Below are 18595 nucleotides of genomic sequence, written 5' to 3' on the forward strand. Positions count from 1 at the left end.
TTACCTATGAGTACTTTGATCTTTTGTTTTCCAAAGAGAGTATAGAATTCCTGTAAACAAGATGATGAACGTGATCGAAAGGGAGACTGGCGGTGGAATTTTTGCTATACCTAATCCATCAGCTATAAAAATTTTTGATCCAATAAAGACTAACAATACTGCTAATGCGTACTTCAAATAATGGAAGCGGTCGACCATTGCTGATAGGGCAAAATATAAAGCACGTAATCCCAAAATTGCGAAAATATTTGAAGTATAAACAATAAATGGATCTGTCGTAATCGCAAAAATCGCAGGAACACTATCTATTGCAAAGATCAGATCTACAAATTCAATCATGATCAAGGCTAGAAAAAGTGGTGTCATAAACCAGGTTAATTGGTTAGTTTTTGGATCAATCTTTTTCACCCAGAACTTCTCTGCATGAAGCTGCTCAGTGACACGAAATCTTTTTTTAATAAAGTTCAAAATAGGAGAATTTCCGACTTCATATTCTTTATCAACACTTAGCCACATTTTTATCCCTGTAAAAATAAGAAAGGCTGCAAATATATAAAGAACCCATGAAAATTGGCTAACCAGTGTTGCGCCCACGCCAATCATGATAGCTCTTAGAAAAATTACACCTATAATTCCCCAAAATAAGACTCTATGCTGATAAATTCTTGGTATCGAGAAATATGAAAAAATCATTGCAATGACAAAGATATTATCCATCGCTAATGATTTTTCAATTACAAAACCGGTTACATAGTTAATCCCTGCCGTGGGTCCGAGATACCACCACACCCATGCGCCGAAAAGTAAACCTAATGTAATATAAAATGCTGATAGTGCTAAGCTTTCTTTAACACCAATCTCTCTTACCTTACGATGAAATACTCCAAGATCTAGAATAAGCAGGACAAGTACAATAAGGATAAAGAAAATCCACATCCAAACAGGTTTATCTAAAAAATTCGAAAATAGAACGTCCATAGTTTTCCTCTGCATATACTTGTGCTTATATGAGAAGATATGCTCATTATCAATAATACTTGTCAATATTTATTTACATATAAAGATATATTCAGAATTCATAAATCCCCCATTTAACATAATGGCGGTTATACGAAACGCCTTTTTAAATAGTATTATTTATCAAATAGTTAACTCAATAAATCCAAAACCCCAAAGATCAAAAAACAGACGTTTTAACAACTCGTGTGTTTTTTAAGCAACTTTGTAATCTTTCGCCAATAAAATCGTCTAAAAAATGCTCAATTTTGGCATTTTCCCAATGTTCTCAGCTCTTCCAGGGCGAAAACTATCCCCAATTACTGTGGATGAAATTTAGGCTATTTTGTAAGCCCTGGCTCATACCAATCTCGGCCCTTTGCTGCTATCCGCAATACTGGAAATTTCCTATCATGAAGACATAGAGAGCAGGATGCTCCAGATAAAAAGAATAAGATGAACAACAAGGAACGTGAGATCAGACAGGAGTCAGATCTAAGCGCCAAATATGGAAAAGCCCGACAGGATGTCGGGCTTTTTTATTGCCTATCCTTTCTCATTTGCAAAACAAACATAATGCCCCTAAAATATAGACTATAATCTATATTTTGGTTGTGGTATGTGGACAGTCATTACGACAGATCTATTTAATCAGTGGCTTGAACAGCAAGATGAACCTACACAAGAGAAGGTCCTAGCTGCCCTGGTTGTTCTACAGCAGCAGGGACCGAGTTTAGGCCGTCCTTTAGTAGATACTGTGTATGAGTCTAAATTTACCAATATGAAAGAACTGCGTGTTCAACATCGCGGTAGACCCTTAAGAGCTTTCTTCGCATTTGATCCCTTACGACAGGCTATTGTTCTATGTATTGCTGATAAAGGCGGTAAAAAGCGTTTTTATAAAGACATGCTGGATATTGCAGATGAACAATACCAACTTCATCTCACTACCCTAGGAGATAAATCTAATGGCTAAGACTCTGCAAGAATTGTTAGCTAGCCGCTCTCCAGAGAGCCAAGCCCGTATTCAAAAAATGGCTGATGAATTACTGCTAGAAAATCAGCTTCATCTTATTCGTGAAGAACTCGAAATTTCTCAAAAAGAGCTTGCTGAAACTTTGGGAATAAAACAGCCATCGCTTTCAGCAATAGAAAATCGTGGCAATGATCTTAAGATTTCAACCATGAAAAAGTATGTTGAGGCAATGGGTGGGAAGCTCCGTATTGATGTAGAGCTTCCAACAGGAAAACATATAGGATTCAACGTTTAACAATAAAAATGGGAGCTATAGGCTCCCATTTTTAGATTCGTATAACGTTGAACCCAACGGTAAATAGTCGTGTGATCAACATTCACACCCCGTTCGGCCAGCATTTCCTGCAGTTCACGATAGCTAATGCCATATTTACAATACCAGCGCACAGCCCAAAGAATGATTTCGCCCTGAAAATGCCGACCATGGAAAGGATTCATATGCTGCACCTTTAGCTAAAACAGTCTTCAGCTTACCATTCGTGGTTATTTGCAACAGTGCCGATTTTTTGAAAAAAGCATAGGTCTAGATAATCAAGCTAGATTTTTTAAAACTCCACATTGGTCAATTGTACATAAGCCATCACAAGTACCTCTTAAATCAGATAGTTGTTCAATAAGCTTTTGTTGCTTGATTATATTTTCTCTGATAGCACTGACATGTAAGTCAATTAATTCATTCACATCTGAACAATTTTTCTCAGGTTTGTCTTTATAGGTAAGTAATTGACGAATTTCATTCAAACTCATATTTAAAGTTCGGCAATTCAAAATAAATTTAATTCGCTCAACATAGCCTACATCGTAAAGGCGGTAATTTCCTTCCGTTCTTTCCGGTTCCGGAATTAAACCTTCCTTTTCATAAAACCTAATTGTTAATACTGAACATGAGGTTTTTTTAGAGAGTTCACCAATTTTTAAATGCATTGAGTTAGTATTTCCAAAGATTCTTGACTCTATAGTAACTATAGGGATTCTAATATTCAAAGTTTATAATTTTTTTAATGGGTATAATTATGAGTGGTTGTGGATGTAGTAAAGAAACACCATGCGAAGATAAGAAATCTCAACAAGAAAATCATCCATCAATTGCAGAAGCAAACAATTCAAAGAATTGTGATAATACGCTTAGCTGTTGTGGTGAAGAGGAAGAAAAAAAATCTTCATCTCCTTGCTGTAACACTTCAAACAGTTGTGAAGATACCGCTCAATCCTGTTGTGGTTCTGATCCCAAAGAAAATTTAAGCACTGAAGACGTTTTAAAAGATTCGCACTACATGAGTGAATACTTAGTTCCCAAAATGGATTGTTCTGCGGAAGAACAGATGGTTCGTATGGCGCTATCTTCAATTGATGGTGTTCAAAAACTCATCTTTGATTTACCTAACCGTTCTTTAAAGGTTCTACATAATCAAAAAGATGAAAATATAACCACCAAACTTGAAGCTTTGGGTTTTGGTGCAAAGCTTGTGAAGACTGAAACTTATATAAGCAATCAACAGGCTAAGCAAACAAGTACCTACACCATTCCTAAAATGGATTGCTCTGCTGAAGAGCAAATGGTCCGTATGGCTCTTGCAGATATTGAAGCAGTTAAAGGTCTTACTTTTGATCTTCCCAATCGAAAACTGAAAGTCTTCCATAATGAAGGGATTCAGCAAATTACGGCTAAACTCGAAGGACTGGGTTTTGGGGCGAAACTTGATGAAACACAGCTTTCTACAGGCGATATACCTAATGAACCTGATCCTGTGAGACAAGCTAAAGTACTTAAACTGTTATTAGGCATTAATGCTCTACTGTTCTTTATAGAATTCATCAGCGGAATTATTGCTGCGTCTACAGGATTGATTGCTGATTCTCTAGATATGTTTGCCGATGCAGCCGTTTATGGTATTGCGCTATATGCCGTCGGAAAAGCTGCGAAATATCAAGTGAAAGCAGCCCATTTCGCAGGTTGGATTCAGTTATTACTTGCTGTCATCGTGATTATTGATGTCATTAGACGATTCATGTTTGGAAGCGAGCCAGAATCAACGCTCATGATTGTTATTGGCCTGCTCGCACTTATAGCTAACGTGACATGCTTATATCTTATTTCTGGTCATCGAGAAGATGGCGCACATATGAAAGCCAGTTGGATTTTCTCGGCGAATGACGTTGTCGTAAATATGGGCGTTATATTTGCCGGTGTACTCGTGGCGTGGACGGGATCAGCTTATCCAGACTTAATCATTGGCATACTGGTTTCTTTATTCGTACTTAATGGTGCCCGAAAAATTTTGGCTTTGAAGTAAGGGCACTGTTGCAAATAACCACGAATGGTAAGCTGAAGACTGTTTTAGCTAAAGGTGCAGCATATGAATCCTTTCCATGGTCGGCATTTTCAGGGCGAAATCATTCTTTGAATAGCCACCAAAATTCTAGACACACATAACCATCTTTTGATGGGTCTTTTCATAATCTAATGGAGAACGCTGACCATTGGAACCATGTCTGCGTTTTGAATTATAGAACATCTCAATATATTCAAAGATATCTGATCTTGCTTCAGTTCTAGTTGCGTAGATTTTCTTTTTAATTCGTTCCCGCTTTAATAGCTGGAAGAAGCTTTCTGCAACAGCGTTATCATGGCAATTGCCTCTACGACTCATACTACTTTCAAGATTATGATGCTTGAGAAATGTCTGCCATTCATGGCTAGTATATTGGCTGCCTTGATCAGAATGGATTAGGACTTTGTTCTTTGGATTTCTTCGCCACAGAGCCATCAATAACGCATCTAAAACCAAATCTGTCGTGATTCTGGATTTCATAGACCAGCCAACAACAAGACGTGAAAACAGGTCAATCACCACCGCAAGATATAACCACCCTTCATGTGTACGGATATAGGGGTGAGTAGACCAAGGGAGTCTCACCCTTAGCCCCTCGCAGAACCGGACGTGAACCTCTCAGCTCATCCGGCTCCCATTATCCAACCGATGGTAAACATCCCATTTTCCAGTGCACAAAGGCATTTGGAAAATCACGCGCAAGTCGCCCTAAGGCATATCTAGCCCGTCTTTTATGACGGGCCAAGTTTTTATACTTACGCCTCATCCAGCGTATAAGATAAGCATTCATGTGTTGCCAGATCGTTGACATTGCTGAACCATGGAATCGACCATAGTATTGCTGCCAGCCTTGAAGAATTGGATTAAATATTGCAGATAAATCACTTAATTCGCGATTACACATCAGATGTAGATGCCATTTCCGAATAGTCTGTCGCATTGTTTTAAGTGCATCACGACTGACTGCAGGAGAGAAATTTACATAAACTCTTTTATACTTGTCCACAGCCTTACGGGGCCTAAACGTGTACCCGAGAAAAGTAAATTGAACATCTGGATATGCTTGGCGACGATTCACATCTTGGCAATAAACAATCTTTGTCTTATCTGGATGCAATTCGAGTCCACATTCACGAAATCGTGCACCAATCTTTTGTAAAACAAGTTTGGCTTGAGATAAACTTCGGCAATGAATTACTCCATCATCCGCATAGCGGCAGAATCTTACACTCGCAAGATTCTTGGTAATCCACATGTCAAAAGCATAATGCATAAATAAATTAGCCAATAGAGGACTGATAACTCCACCTTGCGGTGTGCCGTGATTCCTTTCTAAAACTTGACCATCTACATTTTGCATAGGTGCTTTTAACCAGCGTTCTACATAGAGAAGAATCCATGGAATTTCGCAGTGTTTCTTAAGTGCACGCATGAGTAGATTATGGTCAATGTTATCAAATAGACCTTTGATATCAAATTCCACAACCCAGTCATACTCCCAACTTCGTCGTCTCACCACAGCTATCGCATCATGGGCTGAACGCCCTGGACGATATCCATAAGAGTTTGGATGAAATAGAGGATCAATCTGTGGCTCCAATATAAGCTTGACAGCTGTTTGTGCTACTCGATCCGCTACTGTTGGAATGCCTAACATACGTACCCCACCTGATTTCTTTGGAATCGGAACGCCTTTGACTGGCGGTGGAAAATAACTGCCTGAACAAAGTCGATTCCATAGTTTATACAGGTTGCCTTTTAAGTGGTGTTCGAATTGCTCAATAGATTCATGATCGATGCCTGCAGCACCGCCATTCTCTTTGACTTTCTTGAATGCCTCCCAAATTAACGCTTTAGGAATGTTAAATGGTTTGGTCATAAAGCCTTGTTCCTCCTGCTTGTGCAGTTGACAAGACCGCAGACCTGGATAATGCAGCCCCTTCGCTCCATTACCATTACAGTAACTTCAACACTACTACGAGCTGCTCCGCCCCTTGGTGACGCATTGCTATTATCGGCCTTGCCTTTTGAGCTTGTACCTTTCGCTTGACATCGCCACCGAAGGTTCCCGCAGTTCAACGTAAAAGCCTGAATTAGGATCGCGCTGCCTCTACGCCGGACACCGAATGGCCCGTAAGCAGGTAACGGCCAAACTGATCGCGGGGCAACATCCATCCCCGGTTTTGATGTCATTTGAGTACTTTCGACACTTGAACGGCAGTTCACTGGTGTTCGCCTTCCTAATTCTTACCTGACGCCTTTACAACGCCTTTTCCATAACGCTCACGACCGGGACTTTTGATCCAAGCCGCTTATGGTGGTTTGCTACCTGCTCCTGCAAGCCGATAGCGAGGGGCCATACCCTCATCTCTTACGCCGCTTGCTGCGGCACACTAATGTCTGTCACCCATAATTGGTTCGGCTGAGTTGGATTAAACTGTCGATTTAAGCTATTTGCGGCAATGACAGCCGGAGTACCAGCGTAAGCTCTAGGTTTACGATATCCACGCTGTGATTTAAGACCATCTGCTTTCATCAGTCGATGTACTCGATTGATCCCACAACTTTCGCCAACATCTTTCAAATCACAGTGAATCTTACGATAGCCATAGACTCCGCCAGATTCCAGCCAGAATTGTTTAATCAGGCCTGAAAGCTGTTGCCGTTTCCTTGCAGTTTTACTGGTGGGTTGCTTTAACCATGCGTAATAACCACTGTGGTGAACATCTAACGTTGAACATAAACGACGAACAGGCCATATGTGCTGATTGTCCTGAATAAAGGCGTACCTCATTTGGACTGGCTTGCGAAGTACACCGCGGCCTTTTTTAATATGTCCCTTTCTTCAGTGACCCTTTGCAGCTCTTTTTTTAATTTCGCTAATTCTGCACTTGGATCATTAGATTCTATCGTCTTGGGCTGCTGTGGATCATAACGTTTAATCCAGGCATATAAACTATGTGTAGTCGTACCTAAACGAGCTGCGACATCAGCAACACTATGGCCTTTCTCTGTGACCTGTTTTACTGCTTCAATTTTAAATTCTTCAGGGTATCGTTTACTGCTCATAAGTACCTCGTTAATTAGCCATTTTATCTAACTAAAAGGTGTCTACAAAATCGGTGGCTATTCACTTTGGGCTGTGCGCTGGTATTGTAAATATGGCATTAGCTATCGTGAACTGCAGGAAATGCTGGCCGAACGGGGTGTGAATGTTGATCACACGACTATTTACCGTTGGGTTCAACGTTATGCTCCTGAAATAGAAAAACGTTTACGCTGGTATTGGCGTAATCCTACAGATCTGAGCTCGTGGCATATTGATGAAACCTATGTAAAAGTGAATGGACGATGGTCTTATCTGTATCGTGCAGTCGATCAACGTGGCGATACCATTGATTTTTATCTTTCTTCTAGACGTAATACCAAATCAGCATATTGTTTTCTTGGAAAAATTTTAAATAATGTGAAGAAGTGGCAAATTCCACAAGTGATCAACACGGATAAAGCACCCACATATGGACGTGCTTTATCACGGTTAAAACGGGAAGGTAAATGTCCACCAGACCTTGAGCACAGGCAGATTAAGTATAAAAATAACGTGATTGAATGTGATCATGGCAAGCTAAAGCGGATCATCAGGGCCACATTAGGATTCAAATCTATGAAGACGGCTTATGCCACAATTAAAGGTATTGAAGTCATGCGTGCACTACGTAAAGGACAAGCATCGTCATTTTATTATGGTCAGCCTCAGGGTGAAGTGTGTCTAATCAACAGGGTTTTCGGTCTCTAAGTACTTTTTAAAGGAAACATCATCGACTCAAATCTCTATTTGCAACAGTGCCCGTGAAGGGGACATGATTGTTGTTCATTCCATGGATCGTTTCGCTCGTAGTCTAAAAGATTTAGTTACTGAAGTTGATCAGCTCGTCAAGAGGGGGGTTGCCATCCAGTTTGTCAAAGAAAATATTACCTTCACTGCCCTGGCTACTCCGATGGATAACCTGATGTTGCAGCTCATGGGAGCTTTTGCCCAATTTGAGCGGGAAATTATTTTAGAACGTCAGAAAGAAGGGATTAAGATCGCAGCTGCTCAGGGAAAATATAAAGGTCGTATCCATAAATTAAATCCTGATCAGGCTCAAGCCCTGCGACAAGCTTGGGATGAAAAGAAGTATTCATCCAAAGTTGATCTAGCAAAAGCATTTGGTATCAGCCGGCAGGCTGTATATCGATATTTGTCTAGAAGAGAAGAGTAGTAGCTATTTAGTCCTCACGCAATTGCTCACCTTGATCAGCTCGTTCCAGTTGAAATCCTACTTCAAACTCGTTAATTGCCTCTAACATCATGTCCCAGGGGTTATCGATAGGTAGTAACAAGACACCACGACCAAAACTTTTAATAGCAACTTCGTTGCCATTAAAGCGAAATACTTTGGGCAATCTAACAGCTTGACTCCGACCTGCTTGAAAAACTTTAGCAATTTTCATTTTTATTCTCCCAGCATGGTATGTGCCATTGGTATATCATGCCATTATTGTCCGAGTAGTTATTGATGCCACGACAATAATTCATACAAAAACCCCAATCTGGTTTTATTGGGATTTTTTATATAATTAGGTAATTGATTTTTAATTAAAAATTAAAAATAATTTCGCATAACGTGTATTATGTTAATTTTAAGAAAACTAAATAATTTAACCTTAAATATTTTTCATATCGGATTAACTCAAAGGAATAGATTTAAATGGACTAACTCCGTAAGTTAAAGTTTTTTGATTGATTTAATAAATTCAATAAATTGCGGCGAAAAATCTTTAAATAAAGGAATATCTTTATTTTCTAATAACACTTCTCCCATAAGCTTTAATCCTACGGCAAAAGATTTCATTGATTCTTCATCTATAATTTTTTTCTGCTGCAATTTTTCTAAAACTTTGAAAATATCATCGTGATTATAAGCAGTAAAAACAAGATCTTCAGTGTAAGTTGAAGGCTGTCCTTTTGGATCTACAAGATGCTTTACACTAATTTGATATTTATGTTGTTTCATCGGACTACCTCATTTTTAAGACAGCTAATATCAACAGCAGCTTGATCAATGCTCTTAGCAATTTGATGAATTGTTTCTTCAGTCAGTGCATTATTTTTTAATTTAAGTCGCAATGATGTTTTTAAGTTTGCCATTGCACGATAGATATCTAGATATTGATCATTATTTTGAATTTCACGTCGCGTTTCTAAGCGGCCAAGGATATGTTCTAAATGCTCTCTTTGAGCATTTAAATGGTTAATACCAGTCACTGTAATCTTGTACTGCTTACGGTCACCATCAGGTTTTTCAATAGAAACAAATTGCATGTCTTCAAGATAAGATAAGGTTGGGTAAATTGTGCCTGTACTTGGGCTATATCCACCACCTACCAACTCACCAATGCTTTTAATAATTTCGTAACCGTATCTAGGCGCTTGTTCAATTAAAGAAAGCACTAGCAATTTCATATGGCCAGATTCAAATAAACGGCTTTTACGTGATGGCGTATCTGAATTTATCAGCAAAGAGTCAGTTGTTTCATTCATAAGTTAGCATATCTAAGATTTATTAAGATATATCTTAATAAATCTTAGATATATTTTCAATTCTTTTATTTATCCCCCAATTTAACATAATGGAGGTTATGCGAAGTCGACAGCATATTTTAAACACATAAAAATCAAATACTTGTGTTATAGTGATAATGCTCGACGATGTCGAAAAGCTGACTTGGAAACAAGTCGGCTTTTTTATGATCGTTTTTGATAGTTCTTGCCAATAAATTTGTTTAAAAAGTAATCAATTTTGAGATTTTTCAAATTTTATCAATGCCTCAATGTCCAAAATTATCCACATTTTTTGTGGATAAAATTTAGGCTATTTTGTACGCCTGGGCTTACGTAAATTCTGGTTCTTTACGGCTGTCCAGGATAGGTGAATTTTCCTATGATGAAGCCATAGAGAACAGGATGTTCCAAACAACAAGAATAAGAAAGATCGCACCAGGAACGTGAGGTAAGACAGGAGTCATACTTAGCAACCCAATATGAAAAACCCCGGCAGGATGCCGGGGTTTTTTATTGCTTAGAATATCTATAACTGGGTATTGATCTGATAGCGTGTATTACGTCCACCACCTTCTAATTTAACGATACATTCTTTCTCAAGTAAGTCTGATAAGTGGCGAGTAGCCGTTGCCTTACTGACTTTAGCAACCTTTTGATATTGCGAAGCACTAATACCATGTTCAAAGCCATTTTCGCCACCGTCTAATAAACGATTTAGAACTTTACGTTGTTCTTCACCCAGGGCTAAATTTGAATATTTATGCCAAAATTGACTTTTAAACAATGTTCGACTGATCTGCGCTAAGGTTTTTTCAAGGCTTTCATTCAACGTGTCTAGAAACCAAATCAGCCAATCTGTGATATCAGAATCATTTTTTTGAGTTTGTTCTAATATCTCATAGTAACTTTTACGTTTATTTAATATCGTAGTAGACATTGCATACAAACGGATACTTTGCTCATCCATTTGAGCTAGAGCAAGGTCTGTAAGTGTACGTGTAATACGGCCATTACCATCATCAAAAGGATGTAGGGTAACAAACCATAAATGGGTAATGCCTGCACGTAACAGAGGATCAAGCAATGAATCATTCAGACTCTGATTAAACCACGCTATGAAGGTATGTAAGCGTTCTTCTAAGCCTTCTCTTGGCGGTGCTTCAAAATGTACTTTAGGGTAATCCAATCGACCTGAAACGACCTGCATAGGCTCTGATCCCCTCAGTTGACCAATGCGTAAACGTTGCATTGTCCAGTCGGGGTCATTGAAAAGCCAACGATGCCATTGCATGAGGCGCTCAACAGTCAGTGGTTGCTTAACATCGTTCAGCGCATCCAGCATGATATTGGCTAAACCTTCTGATCGATCTGAGCTTGGATAAGGCTGTTCAAGAGTGACACCCAAGCGTTGGGCTAAAGATGATCGCAATGAAAAAACATTGAGGGTTTCATTTTCAATTGCTGATGAAGCAACGAGATTGGCAAGTAGAGTATCTAGAGTGAATTGTTCTTTCGCTAAATCATGCTGACTTTGTCCAAGAAGAATTCCTATTTTTTGATGTATCTGTCTGGTTTTAGGTAAGATAGTTGAATCTTGCCATGTGAAATTTGTCCAGTTTTCTGCTTGCCAAATCCATTTCTGCATTTTCAATCTCTCTCATCTAAAATCTAAGATGAGTTAAATATAGCACAAATTCGACTCATATTGTGAGCCGAATATGTACTGTTAATTAGCTCATTATTTATCGAGAACATTTCTACTTTGGGCTTACATTTCAATTTCGTATATCAACCATTATGTTAAATGAGGCGGATTTATTTAATCCGCTTACCATTTTCATCGATGATTATTTCACCATCTTCTTTGGTAAAAGCTCCTAATTGAGGCGCAGACAAAATATCTAAAACGAGTTCAGATGGTCTACATAGTTTTACCCCCAGTTCAGTCACAACAAATGGACGGTTAATTAAAATTGGATACTCCAGCATAAACTGAATAAGCTGCTCATCTGTCCAGTGTTGCTGATCCAACTTGAGCGTTTCAAAAGGTTCCACGTTTTTGCGAATAGCTTCACGTACAGAAAGACCTGATTTCTCAATTAAATTAATGAGTTCACTTTTACTTGGAGGGTTGAGAAGATACTCAATAACTTCAGGTTCTTCTCCGGTATTTCGAATTAGCGCCAGTGTATTTCTTGATGTTCCGCACGCTGGATTATGATAGATCTTAACTTTTGATGACATTGGACTTACTCAGGACTTCATAATATTGCATTTATATATGGATATGCGTATATTCGCAATAGCATATATTAGAGTATAGATTATGGATCAAGCAGATTTCTTTAAATGCCTATCTGACCCGACACGTCTAGATATTTTAAAAATTATTTTAGAAAGACAAAATGTATGTGTTTGTGAAATCACAGAAATATTACAACTGAGCCAACCTAAAATTTCTCGTCACTTGGCTTTACTCCGTAACCTTTCAATTTTGCTAGATGAGCGCAAGGGACAATGGGTGTATTACCGATTAAATCCTGATTTACCAGAATGGGTAAATGCAGTGTTCAGTGTTTTGAATGCTGAAATATTAAATAAATCTACGAGCAACTTATCTATCTCTATGCAATGCGAGTAATTCAATGTCCGCATCAAAGCTCTCATTCTTAGATCGAAACCTAACTCTATGGATTTTCATTGCCATGGCATTAGGCGTAGGTATTGGCGTATTTTTCCCTCAAACATCTGTTGTATTAGATCAATTAAGCATTAATTCAGTGAATATCCCTATCGCAATAGGGCTTATTTTGATGATGTATCCACCACTTGCCAAAGTTGACTATGCAACCTTGCCTAAAGTCTTTGAGGATAAGCGTACCCTTACATTATCTCTTATTCAGAACTGGGTCATTGCACCTTGCTTAATGTTTGGCTTGGCCATTATTTTTCTGCACGCCTATCCTGAATATATGACTGGCCTAATTCTCATAGGCTTAGCTCGATGTATTGCGATGGTCCTCGTCTGGAATGGTTTGGCATGTGGGGATAATCAATATGTTGCTGCCTTGGTTGCGTTTAACAGTATCTTCCAGATCTTGTTCTTTAGTACTTATGCTTGGTTGTTCTTGACCTTCTTACCGCCATTCTTTGGGGTAGAAGCACAAATCATTGATGTAAGCTTTTGGACCATTACCCATGCTGTTCTGGTTTATCTAGGTATTCCATTCTTACTTGGTTTTTTAACCCGGCTGATTTTAGTCAAACAGAAAGGTTTGGATTGGTATCAAACTAAGTTTATTCCAAAGATTAGCCCAATCAGCCTTATTGCGCTTTTATTCACGATTGTAGCAATGTTCAGTCTTAAAGGTGGTGAAGTGATTAGCCTTCCTCTAGACGTGCTTAGAATCGCTATTCCTTTGACGATCTATTTTGTTGCAATGTTCTTCATCAGCTTCTTTATGAGTAAGTGGATGGGTAACGATTACCCTAAAACGACTGCTATTTCCTTTACTGCGGCAGGCAACAATTTTGAATTAGCACTGGCTGTAGCGATTGCCACTTTTGGATTAGCTTCTCCTGTCGCCTTCACCACCGTGATTGGCCCATTGGTTGAAGTACCTGTATTGATTGCCTTAGTGACAGTTTCGCTATGGCTTAGAAAAAAAGTGTTTAAAGAAGTATGAATCTAATGAACTTACCAAATATTGATCTTAGTCTTTTAGAAAAACCGACTTTAGAAAAAATTCAGGCAAAAAACCTGGATCATCCACCCAAAATATTACTTCTATACGGCTCAAATCGTGAGAGATCATATAGCCGTTTAGCAGTTCAGGAAGCAGGCCGAATCCTGGAGTACTTCGGTGCAGAAGTTAAAATTTTCCATCCTAAAGGGTTACCTCTTCCTGAGGATGGTGATATGCAGCATCCCAAGGTAAAAGAACTGCATGAGCTTTTAGCATGGTCAGAAGGCATGGTTTGGTGCTCTCCTGAACGTCATGGTTCAATGAGTTCGATTTTAAAAGCTCAAATTGACTGGATTCCATTAGCAGCAGGCGCAATACGTGCAACGCAAGGTAAAACCTTAGCTGTAATGCAAGTGTGTGGAGGTTCGCAATCCTTTAATGCTGTAAATCAATTACGTATTTTAGGGCGTTGGATGCGTATGATCACAATACCAAACCAGTCATCAGTTCCTAAAGCATTTCTTGAGTTTGAGGAAGATGGTCGTATGAAACCTTCTTCTTATTACCGTAGGATTGTAGATGTAATGGAAGAGCTTTATAAATTTACACTTTTAACCAGGGGACAATCAGCATATTTAACTGATCGTTACTCTGAACGTGTAGAAAGTGCAGAAGAGCTTTCAAAACGTGTGAATCAGAAGAGTATTTAGATTTCCTAAAATTAACATCATACACCTTATACGAAATTAAAAAATGGAGCTTAAAACTCCATTTTTTAATAACTTTTTTAAATTGCTAAGCGTAAATTCAGTGCTTTTACAACTTTAATCACAGTATCAAAACTAGGGTTAACATCACCAGAAAGTGCTTTGTAAAGACTTTCTCGGCCTAAGCCTGTATCTCGTGATAATTGAGCCATTCCTTTAGCTTTTGCAATGTTACCTAAAGCCTTTGCAATGAATGCGGCATCGCCATTAGATTCTTCAATACATGCTTGTAAGTAAGCTTGCATATCATCTTACAGTTCTTAGCTGAATATGGAATAGATATGAAACATAAAAATAAATACAAGGAAACAGCATTTGAAAGAGCACAGAAGCAAGCAAAAACTGAATTAATGAACTACCTAGAAACATTTAATTAGGTTTTCTAAAATACATAATACACCTTATACGAAATGCGTTATGATTCCGCTTATAAATCAATCCTGTAGTTCCTAGTTTATAGCCCATCTTCCCCAAGGTGGGCTTTTTTTATGTTTTTCCATGTTTCACGCTTAGTAAGTGAGCAATGTTTCACGGCTTTAATAAGCCCAAGTGAACAATCAAATCAGCCATACGGCTTAAAGAATCGGCTCCAAAAGCCTCTTTTTTCCGGTTCAGGCTCTACGTGTTCAGGAATAGGAATTCGCTTATTCTCGATTACCCAGTTTAGTGTCGCAAGTTGTACATCTGTTAAACCTTACCAATCTGCTTTTAAATATTCAATAACCTCTGTTTTGTATAAGCCATTCACCGTTTCAGCCAAAGCATTATCGTATGAATCACCGGTCGTACCGACTGATGCTCGTAAATTTGCTGCCTCTAAACGATGACATTGTTGTCAAAATGCAGGGTATTGGTGGCTCCCCTCAGGGGCATAATTTGTTGAAGCCTAGGTTACTACTAAAAAATTAAAAAATCTTAAAAAATAGGAGCTTATAGCTCCCATTTTTTGTTAGCTTTCTAAGTCCCTATGTTAATTTGAAGAATACTTCATCATAACGTCCGAATACAGCTATATTTTTTTGATTTCTACAATATCACTTGATTCAATTAGCGATTGGATATTACCAAATAAACTTTGAATATAATCAGACGCTATATGGATATCTAAATCCTCCCTGCTACGCCATTCTTCTAAGAAGAAATATCTACTTGAGTCATTTTCGCTAATATAAAGCTCATATTTCAAGCATCCTTCTTCTTGAAGCGTAGGCTCTATTACACTTTTTAAAAGCGCTTCTAACGTTTCTTTTTGATCTGATTTTGCCTTAAAGTTCGCAATTACTGAAATAGTCATTATTTCACCTTTAATTTGTTTTAGAAGTTTTCTAGTACAATTTTGCCTTTTGATTTACCTGATTCAAGCAACTTATGCGCCTTCTCCAAGTTTGCAGCGTTAATATTGCCTAGATTTTGGTTGAGCGTACTTCTAATTTTTTGCTGGTCAACTAATTGGGCAACCTGTTGCAACAGTTCACCTTGCTTTTCAATATCATCGGTTTCATACATTGAACGAGTAAACATCAACTCCCAATGGATAGAAATAGATTTAGTCTTAAACGGCATAATATCAAATGTTTGTGGATCATCGATCAATCCAAGCTTGCCTTGTGGTACAATCAGAGAAACTATTTGCTTGATATATGTTTCTGTATGATTTGTAGAGAATACGTATTTTGGTTTTGCAATGCCTAGTGTCTCGATTTGTGCATTTAAATCTTTGCTATGATCAATGACATGGTCGGCACCAAGTGATTCCACCCAAGATTTCGTTTCTTCACGTGAAGCTGTTGCTATAACGGTCAGATTTGTTTTTGCTTTTAGGAGTTGGATAGCGATTGATCCTACACCACCTGCACCACCAATAATTAAAATACTGCCAACTTCTGTTTCTGAAATTTGAAACCGATCAAACAGCATTTCCCATGCCGTTATTGCAGTTAATGGCAATGCTGCTGCTTCTGCATTAGATACTGTAATTGGTTTAAGACTGATAATTCGTTCATCGACTGCTTGAAACTCAGCATTACTACCATCTCGGGTTAAATCGCCAGCATACCAAACAGAATCTCCTACTTTAAACGAGGTAACTTTTGAGCCAACTTCAATAATTTCCCCAACGGCATCCCAACCTAAAATACGATTATTTGCTTCAGACGAATTTTTTCTCACTTTGGTATCAACTGGATTCACAGAGATTGCCTGAACTTTTACCAGTACATCACGCTCCTTAAGCGTAGGCTTCGCTTTTTCAATATCTACCAATGAATTTTTAAAATCATCATGGTTATTGATAACATACGATACGGCTTTCATAGATTTGTCCTTAACTTTAAAAATATAGTAAAAATGGGAGCGAGGTGCTCCCATTTTTTGTTATTCAATAATTAAAACTCTTGGCTCGTTGGGCGTAAAACAATTTCATTAATATCTACATCCGCAGGCTGTTCAATTGCATAAGCAATTGCTCGAGCGACTGAGTCAGCTGGTATGGCTTGTTTGTAGAAATCAGTAACAAACTCTGAACTTTCTTTATGAGAAGAACCGAATTTTAGTTCTGACTCAATTGCACCAGGCTCAATAGTAGTCGTTCTAATTGTTCCCCCAACTTCATGACGAAGTCCTTCAGAGATGGCTCTTACAGCAAACTTAGTACCGCTATAAACAGTACCTCCTGGACTAAATACTTTTATCCCTGCAACAGATGCGAGATTAATAAAGTGTCCAAAGTTTTGTTTTTGGAAAACAGGTAGGGTAGCTGCTATACCATAAAGAACACCTTTGATATTAATGTCGATCATACGATCCCATTCATCAACTTTTAGCTCACTTAATGGTGCAATAGACATTAATCCAGCATTGTTTACCAATACATCGATTTGACCAAATGCGCTTAATGCCTTTTCAATAAGTGCTTGTACTTCATGTGGTTTGGTTATATCCATACCAATAAATTCAGCTTGACCACCTTCAGCACGAATGTCGTGAACAATAGCCTCTAATTTTTCAGTACGTCTAGCACCAAGTACAACCTTTGCACCTTTTTTAGCAAGTAAGCGAGCAGTAGCTTCACCTAAACCACTACTTGCACCAGTGATAACAATAACTTTATTTTCTATATTATTCATACAAGTGCCCTTCAACCTATCTGTCAATCATATTTGATGGATTAAGTATTACAGCCTTGATAGGTATAATAAATGAATAATATTATCTTTCAGAATTCCTATTTACGGAATAATTACCAGACCACAGGATTGGACATGCAGAACAAATTGGAAATGATGCGTATCTTTTGTGTCGCAGCAGAGTCTCGAAATTTTAAAGAGGCAGCCACTCAGCTCGGTATTTCCCCGCAGCTAGTGACACGGGCAATAAAAGAGCTAGAAGAGCAGCGCGGAGAGATTCTGTTCTACAGGAGTACTCGACAAATTAAAATTACTGCTGATGGTGAGCGTTTGGCAAAGCAAGCACGTTTTGCGGTGGGATCCATTGATGCTCTGCTTGTAAAAGACACCAAGGAAAAACGAGATGAAATGCGTGGGACTGTCCGTCTTACTGTTTCGTCAGTGTTAGGGCGTAAATTGGTAGTACCTGCACTAGCAGAATTTGCCACACGTTACCCAGATATTGTCGTGGATTGTGTGCTAACAGATTCACACTCGGATGTGATCGATGAGCGGATAGATATCGGGATCAGATTTGGATTTTTGCCGGACAATCGATATGTGGCAAGGGAATTGGCTAAAGTGAACTTTTATTCTGTGGGTACGCCAGAGTTAATTGATAAGGTCGGAATGCCTAAAAAAATTATTGACCTTGATAAATACCCTCTAACAGCACTATTCGATCATAAAACAGGGCGTTACTGGCCATGGACATTCACCGAAAGTCGAAGCTTCACGCCATCAAAGCCTCGTTTTATTACAGATGATCTAGAAGCTGAATTTCAAGCTATTCTCGCTGGGGTTGGATTCGGACACATGCCTGGATTTCTAGTTTTGCCGTGGCTTAGGAGTGGTAAGCTCATTCAGATACTTCATGAGGAAACCTCTCCCGTTTGGCGCCTGTATTTATATCGTCCACAGCGGGGCCCGACACCTTTGCGAATCCGAGCATTGTTTGATTACTTAGCGGAAGTGTTGGGCCATATAGAAACCTGAATCAGATGGAAC

General features: G+C 38.7%; 20 protein-coding genes and 6 pseudogenes. 9 read left to right on the plus strand and 17 right to left on the minus strand.

Features of this window, described 5'->3' with window-relative positions; genetic code table 11:
* Window positions 1-978 (minus strand): TerC family protein, encoded by a 978-nt coding sequence (locus PYW33_RS15210; RefSeq protein ID WP_004761028.1) that lies wholly within the window; start codon window positions 976-978, stop codon window positions 1-3.
* A gap of 637 nt (window positions 979-1615) precedes the next feature.
* On the opposite strand from PYW33_RS15210, the gene PYW33_RS15215 reads away from it, so the two are divergent.
* Both PYW33_RS15215 and PYW33_RS15220 read left to right on the plus strand, forming a co-directional pair.
* Complete coding sequence (locus PYW33_RS15215; RefSeq protein ID WP_004668307.1) at window positions 1616-1972, plus strand: type II toxin-antitoxin system RelE/ParE family toxin; 357 nt, start codon at window positions 1616-1618, stop codon at window positions 1970-1972.
* Window positions 1965-2267: a helix-turn-helix domain-containing protein gene (locus PYW33_RS15220; RefSeq protein ID WP_001140620.1), complete on the plus strand. Its 303-nt coding sequence runs from the start codon at window positions 1965-1967 to the stop codon at window positions 2265-2267. The genes PYW33_RS15215 and PYW33_RS15220 overlap by 8 nt, the downstream gene beginning before the upstream one ends.
* 41 nt (window positions 2268-2308) lie before the next feature.
* Here the strand turns inward: PYW33_RS15220 and PYW33_RS15225 are convergent.
* Both PYW33_RS15225 and cadR read right to left on the minus strand, forming a co-directional pair.
* Window positions 2309-2470 (minus strand): annotated as a pseudogene (locus PYW33_RS15225) (IS6 family transposase); the annotation flags it as partial.
* A 93-nt stretch (window positions 2471-2563) separates the two neighbouring features.
* Window positions 2564-2956 (minus strand): Cd(II)/Pb(II)-responsive transcriptional regulator, encoded by a 393-nt coding sequence (cadR, locus tag PYW33_RS15230; protein ID WP_000550240.1) that lies wholly within the window; start codon window positions 2954-2956, stop codon window positions 2564-2566.
* An 89-nt stretch (window positions 2957-3045) separates the two neighbouring features.
* Here cadR and PYW33_RS15235 point away from each other — a divergent pair, with 89 nt between their 5' ends.
* The gene (locus tag PYW33_RS15235) at window positions 3046-4326 is read left to right on the plus strand and encodes a cation efflux transmembrane domain-containing protein (RefSeq protein ID WP_004897603.1); all 1281 of its coding nucleotides are present in this window, start codon (window positions 3046-3048) and stop codon (window positions 4324-4326) included.
* Window positions 4327-4452: 126 nt separating this feature from the next.
* Here PYW33_RS15235 and PYW33_RS15240 read toward each other — a convergent pair.
* The 3 genes and pseudogenes from PYW33_RS15240 to PYW33_RS15250 form a co-directional block, all read right to left on the minus strand.
* Window positions 4453-4923, minus strand: a pseudogene (locus PYW33_RS15240) (IS3 family transposase); the annotation flags it as partial.
* A gap of 79 nt (window positions 4924-5002) precedes the next feature.
* Window positions 5003-6244 (minus strand): group II intron reverse transcriptase/maturase, encoded by a 1242-nt coding sequence (ltrA, locus tag PYW33_RS15245; RefSeq protein WP_004644827.1) that lies wholly within the window; start codon window positions 6242-6244, stop codon window positions 5003-5005.
* A gap of 513 nt (window positions 6245-6757) precedes the next feature.
* Window positions 6758-7434 (minus strand): annotated as a pseudogene (locus PYW33_RS15250) (IS3 family transposase); the annotation flags it as partial.
* Between the two features lie 49 nt (window positions 7435-7483).
* Here PYW33_RS15250 and PYW33_RS15255 point away from each other — a divergent pair.
* Window positions 7484-8161, plus strand: coding sequence for an IS6-like element IS1006 family transposase (locus PYW33_RS15255; protein ID WP_026055816.1), 678 nt, complete (start codon window positions 7484-7486; stop codon window positions 8159-8161).
* Window positions 8162-8204: 43 nt separating this feature from the next.
* A pseudogene (locus tag PYW33_RS15260) lies at window positions 8205-8627 on the plus strand (recombinase family protein); the annotation flags it as partial.
* 7 nt (window positions 8628-8634) lie between these two features.
* On the opposite strand, the gene PYW33_RS15265 reads toward PYW33_RS15260, so the two are convergent.
* The 5 genes from PYW33_RS15265 to arsC form a co-directional block, all read right to left on the minus strand.
* Window positions 8635-8859 (minus strand): antitoxin, encoded by a 225-nt coding sequence (locus PYW33_RS15265; protein ID WP_023278699.1) that lies wholly within the window; start codon window positions 8857-8859, stop codon window positions 8635-8637.
* Window positions 8860-9134: 275 nt separating this feature from the next.
* Window positions 9135-9422, minus strand: a complete 288-nt coding sequence (locus tag PYW33_RS15270; RefSeq protein ID WP_005015460.1) for a DUF3861 domain-containing protein — start codon at window positions 9420-9422, stop codon at window positions 9135-9137.
* Window positions 9419-9949, minus strand: coding sequence for a PadR family transcriptional regulator (locus tag PYW33_RS15275; RefSeq protein ID WP_016807160.1), 531 nt, complete (start codon window positions 9947-9949; stop codon window positions 9419-9421). Before PYW33_RS15275 ends, PYW33_RS15270 begins: the two co-directional genes overlap by 4 nt.
* Before the next feature lie 547 nt (window positions 9950-10496).
* Window positions 10497-11615 (minus strand): Fic family protein, encoded by a 1119-nt coding sequence (locus tag PYW33_RS15280; RefSeq protein WP_016807159.1) that lies wholly within the window; start codon window positions 11613-11615, stop codon window positions 10497-10499.
* Window positions 11616-11785: 170 nt separating this feature from the next.
* Window positions 11786-12214, minus strand: coding sequence for an arsenate reductase (glutaredoxin) (gene arsC, locus PYW33_RS15285; protein ID WP_004647748.1), 429 nt, complete (start codon window positions 12212-12214; stop codon window positions 11786-11788).
* An 82-nt stretch (window positions 12215-12296) separates the two neighbouring features.
* Between arsC and PYW33_RS15290 the strand changes: the two genes are divergently transcribed.
* The 3 genes from PYW33_RS15290 to arsH are packed head-to-tail and all read left to right on the plus strand — an operon-like array spanning window position 12297 to window position 14366.
* The gene (locus PYW33_RS15290) at window positions 12297-12611 is read left to right on the plus strand and encodes an ArsR/SmtB family transcription factor (protein ID WP_004647747.1); all 315 of its coding nucleotides are present in this window, start codon (window positions 12297-12299) and stop codon (window positions 12609-12611) included.
* 4 nt (window positions 12612-12615) lie between these two features.
* Entirely contained in the window at window positions 12616-13656 is a 1041-nt protein-coding gene (gene arsB, locus PYW33_RS15295) for an ACR3 family arsenite efflux transporter (protein ID WP_004647746.1), read from the plus strand.
* 5 nt (window positions 13657-13661) lie between these two features.
* The gene (gene arsH / locus PYW33_RS15300) at window positions 13662-14366 is read left to right on the plus strand and encodes an arsenical resistance protein ArsH (protein ID WP_026055795.1); all 705 of its coding nucleotides are present in this window, start codon (window positions 13662-13664) and stop codon (window positions 14364-14366) included.
* Window positions 14367-14443: 77 nt separating this feature from the next.
* On the opposite strand, the gene PYW33_RS15305 is transcribed toward arsH, so the two are convergent.
* The 6 genes and pseudogenes from PYW33_RS15305 to PYW33_RS15330 form a co-directional block, all read right to left on the minus strand.
* Entirely contained in the window at window positions 14444-14668 is a 225-nt protein-coding gene (locus tag PYW33_RS15305) for an addiction module antidote protein (RefSeq protein ID WP_004647743.1), read from the minus strand.
* A gap of 317 nt (window positions 14669-14985) precedes the next feature.
* Window positions 14986-15081 (minus strand): annotated as a pseudogene (locus PYW33_RS15310) (plasmid replication DNA-binding protein); the annotation flags it as partial.
* 39 nt (window positions 15082-15120) lie between these two features.
* Window positions 15121-15249, minus strand: a pseudogene (locus PYW33_RS15315) (IS3 family transposase); the annotation flags it as partial.
* A 183-nt stretch (window positions 15250-15432) separates the two neighbouring features.
* Window positions 15433-15717: a putative quinol monooxygenase gene (locus PYW33_RS15320; protein WP_004647742.1), complete on the minus strand. Its 285-nt coding sequence runs from the start codon at window positions 15715-15717 to the stop codon at window positions 15433-15435.
* Between the two features lie 20 nt (window positions 15718-15737).
* Window positions 15738-16736: a zinc-binding alcohol dehydrogenase family protein gene (locus tag PYW33_RS15325; protein ID WP_004647741.1), complete on the minus strand. Its 999-nt coding sequence runs from the start codon at window positions 16734-16736 to the stop codon at window positions 15738-15740.
* A gap of 71 nt (window positions 16737-16807) precedes the next feature.
* Window positions 16808-17548 (minus strand): SDR family oxidoreductase, encoded by a 741-nt coding sequence (locus tag PYW33_RS15330; protein ID WP_004647740.1) that lies wholly within the window; start codon window positions 17546-17548, stop codon window positions 16808-16810.
* A 135-nt stretch (window positions 17549-17683) separates the two neighbouring features.
* Here PYW33_RS15330 and PYW33_RS15335 point away from each other — a divergent pair, with 135 nt between their 5' ends.
* The gene (locus PYW33_RS15335) at window positions 17684-18583 is read left to right on the plus strand and encodes a LysR family transcriptional regulator (RefSeq protein WP_004647738.1); all 900 of its coding nucleotides are present in this window, start codon (window positions 17684-17686) and stop codon (window positions 18581-18583) included.
* Window positions 18584-18595: the final 12 nt, after the last annotated feature.

The organism is Acinetobacter lwoffii, from assembly GCF_029024105.1.
In the GTDB taxonomy this organism is placed as follows: Bacteria; Pseudomonadota; Gammaproteobacteria; order Pseudomonadales; family Moraxellaceae; genus Acinetobacter; species Acinetobacter lwoffii.

Excerpts from the sequence above, each read along its gene's own strand:
- PYW33_RS15210 (WP_004761028.1), bottom strand. The coding sequence starts at position 978 with ATGGACGTTCTATTTTCGAATTTTTTAGATAAACCTGTTTGGATGTGG.
- PYW33_RS15215 (WP_004668307.1), top strand. The coding sequence starts at position 1,616 with ATGTGGACAGTCATTACGACAGATCTATTTAATCAGTGGCTTGAACAG.
- PYW33_RS15220 (WP_001140620.1), top strand. The coding sequence starts at position 1,965 with ATGGCTAAGACTCTGCAAGAATTGTTAGCTAGCCGCTCTCCAGAGAGC.
- cadR (WP_000550240.1), bottom strand. The coding sequence starts at position 2,956 with ATGCATTTAAAAATTGGTGAACTCTCTAAAAAAACCTCATGTTCAGTA.
- PYW33_RS15235 (WP_004897603.1), top strand. The coding sequence starts at position 3,046 with ATGAGTGGTTGTGGATGTAGTAAAGAAACACCATGCGAAGATAAGAAA.
- ltrA (WP_004644827.1), bottom strand. The coding sequence starts at position 6,244 with ATGACCAAACCATTTAACATTCCTAAAGCGTTAATTTGGGAGGCATTC.
- PYW33_RS15265 (WP_023278699.1), bottom strand. The coding sequence starts at position 8,859 with ATGAAAATTGCTAAAGTTTTTCAAGCAGGTCGGAGTCAAGCTGTTAGA.
- PYW33_RS15270 (WP_005015460.1), bottom strand. The coding sequence starts at position 9,422 with ATGAAACAACATAAATATCAAATTAGTGTAAAGCATCTTGTAGATCCA.
- PYW33_RS15275 (WP_016807160.1), bottom strand. The coding sequence starts at position 9,949 with ATGAATGAAACAACTGACTCTTTGCTGATAAATTCAGATACGCCATCA.
- PYW33_RS15280 (WP_016807159.1), bottom strand. The coding sequence starts at position 11,615 with ATGCAGAAATGGATTTGGCAAGCAGAAAACTGGACAAATTTCACATGG.
- arsC (WP_004647748.1), bottom strand. The coding sequence starts at position 12,214 with ATGTCATCAAAAGTTAAGATCTATCATAATCCAGCGTGCGGAACATCA.
- PYW33_RS15290 (WP_004647747.1), top strand. The coding sequence starts at position 12,297 with ATGGATCAAGCAGATTTCTTTAAATGCCTATCTGACCCGACACGTCTA.
- arsB (WP_004647746.1), top strand. The coding sequence starts at position 12,616 with ATGTCCGCATCAAAGCTCTCATTCTTAGATCGAAACCTAACTCTATGG.
- arsH (WP_026055795.1), top strand. The coding sequence starts at position 13,662 with ATGAACTTACCAAATATTGATCTTAGTCTTTTAGAAAAACCGACTTTA.
- PYW33_RS15305 (WP_004647743.1), bottom strand. The coding sequence starts at position 14,668 with ATGCAAGCTTACTTACAAGCATGTATTGAAGAATCTAATGGCGATGCC.
- PYW33_RS15320 (WP_004647742.1), bottom strand. The coding sequence starts at position 15,717 with ATGACTATTTCAGTAATTGCGAACTTTAAGGCAAAATCAGATCAAAAA.
- PYW33_RS15325 (WP_004647741.1), bottom strand. The coding sequence starts at position 16,736 with ATGAAAGCCGTATCGTATGTTATCAATAACCATGATGATTTTAAAAAT.
- PYW33_RS15330 (WP_004647740.1), bottom strand. The coding sequence starts at position 17,548 with ATGAATAATATAGAAAATAAAGTTATTGTTATCACTGGTGCAAGTAGT.
- PYW33_RS15335 (WP_004647738.1), top strand. The coding sequence starts at position 17,684 with ATGCAGAACAAATTGGAAATGATGCGTATCTTTTGTGTCGCAGCAGAG.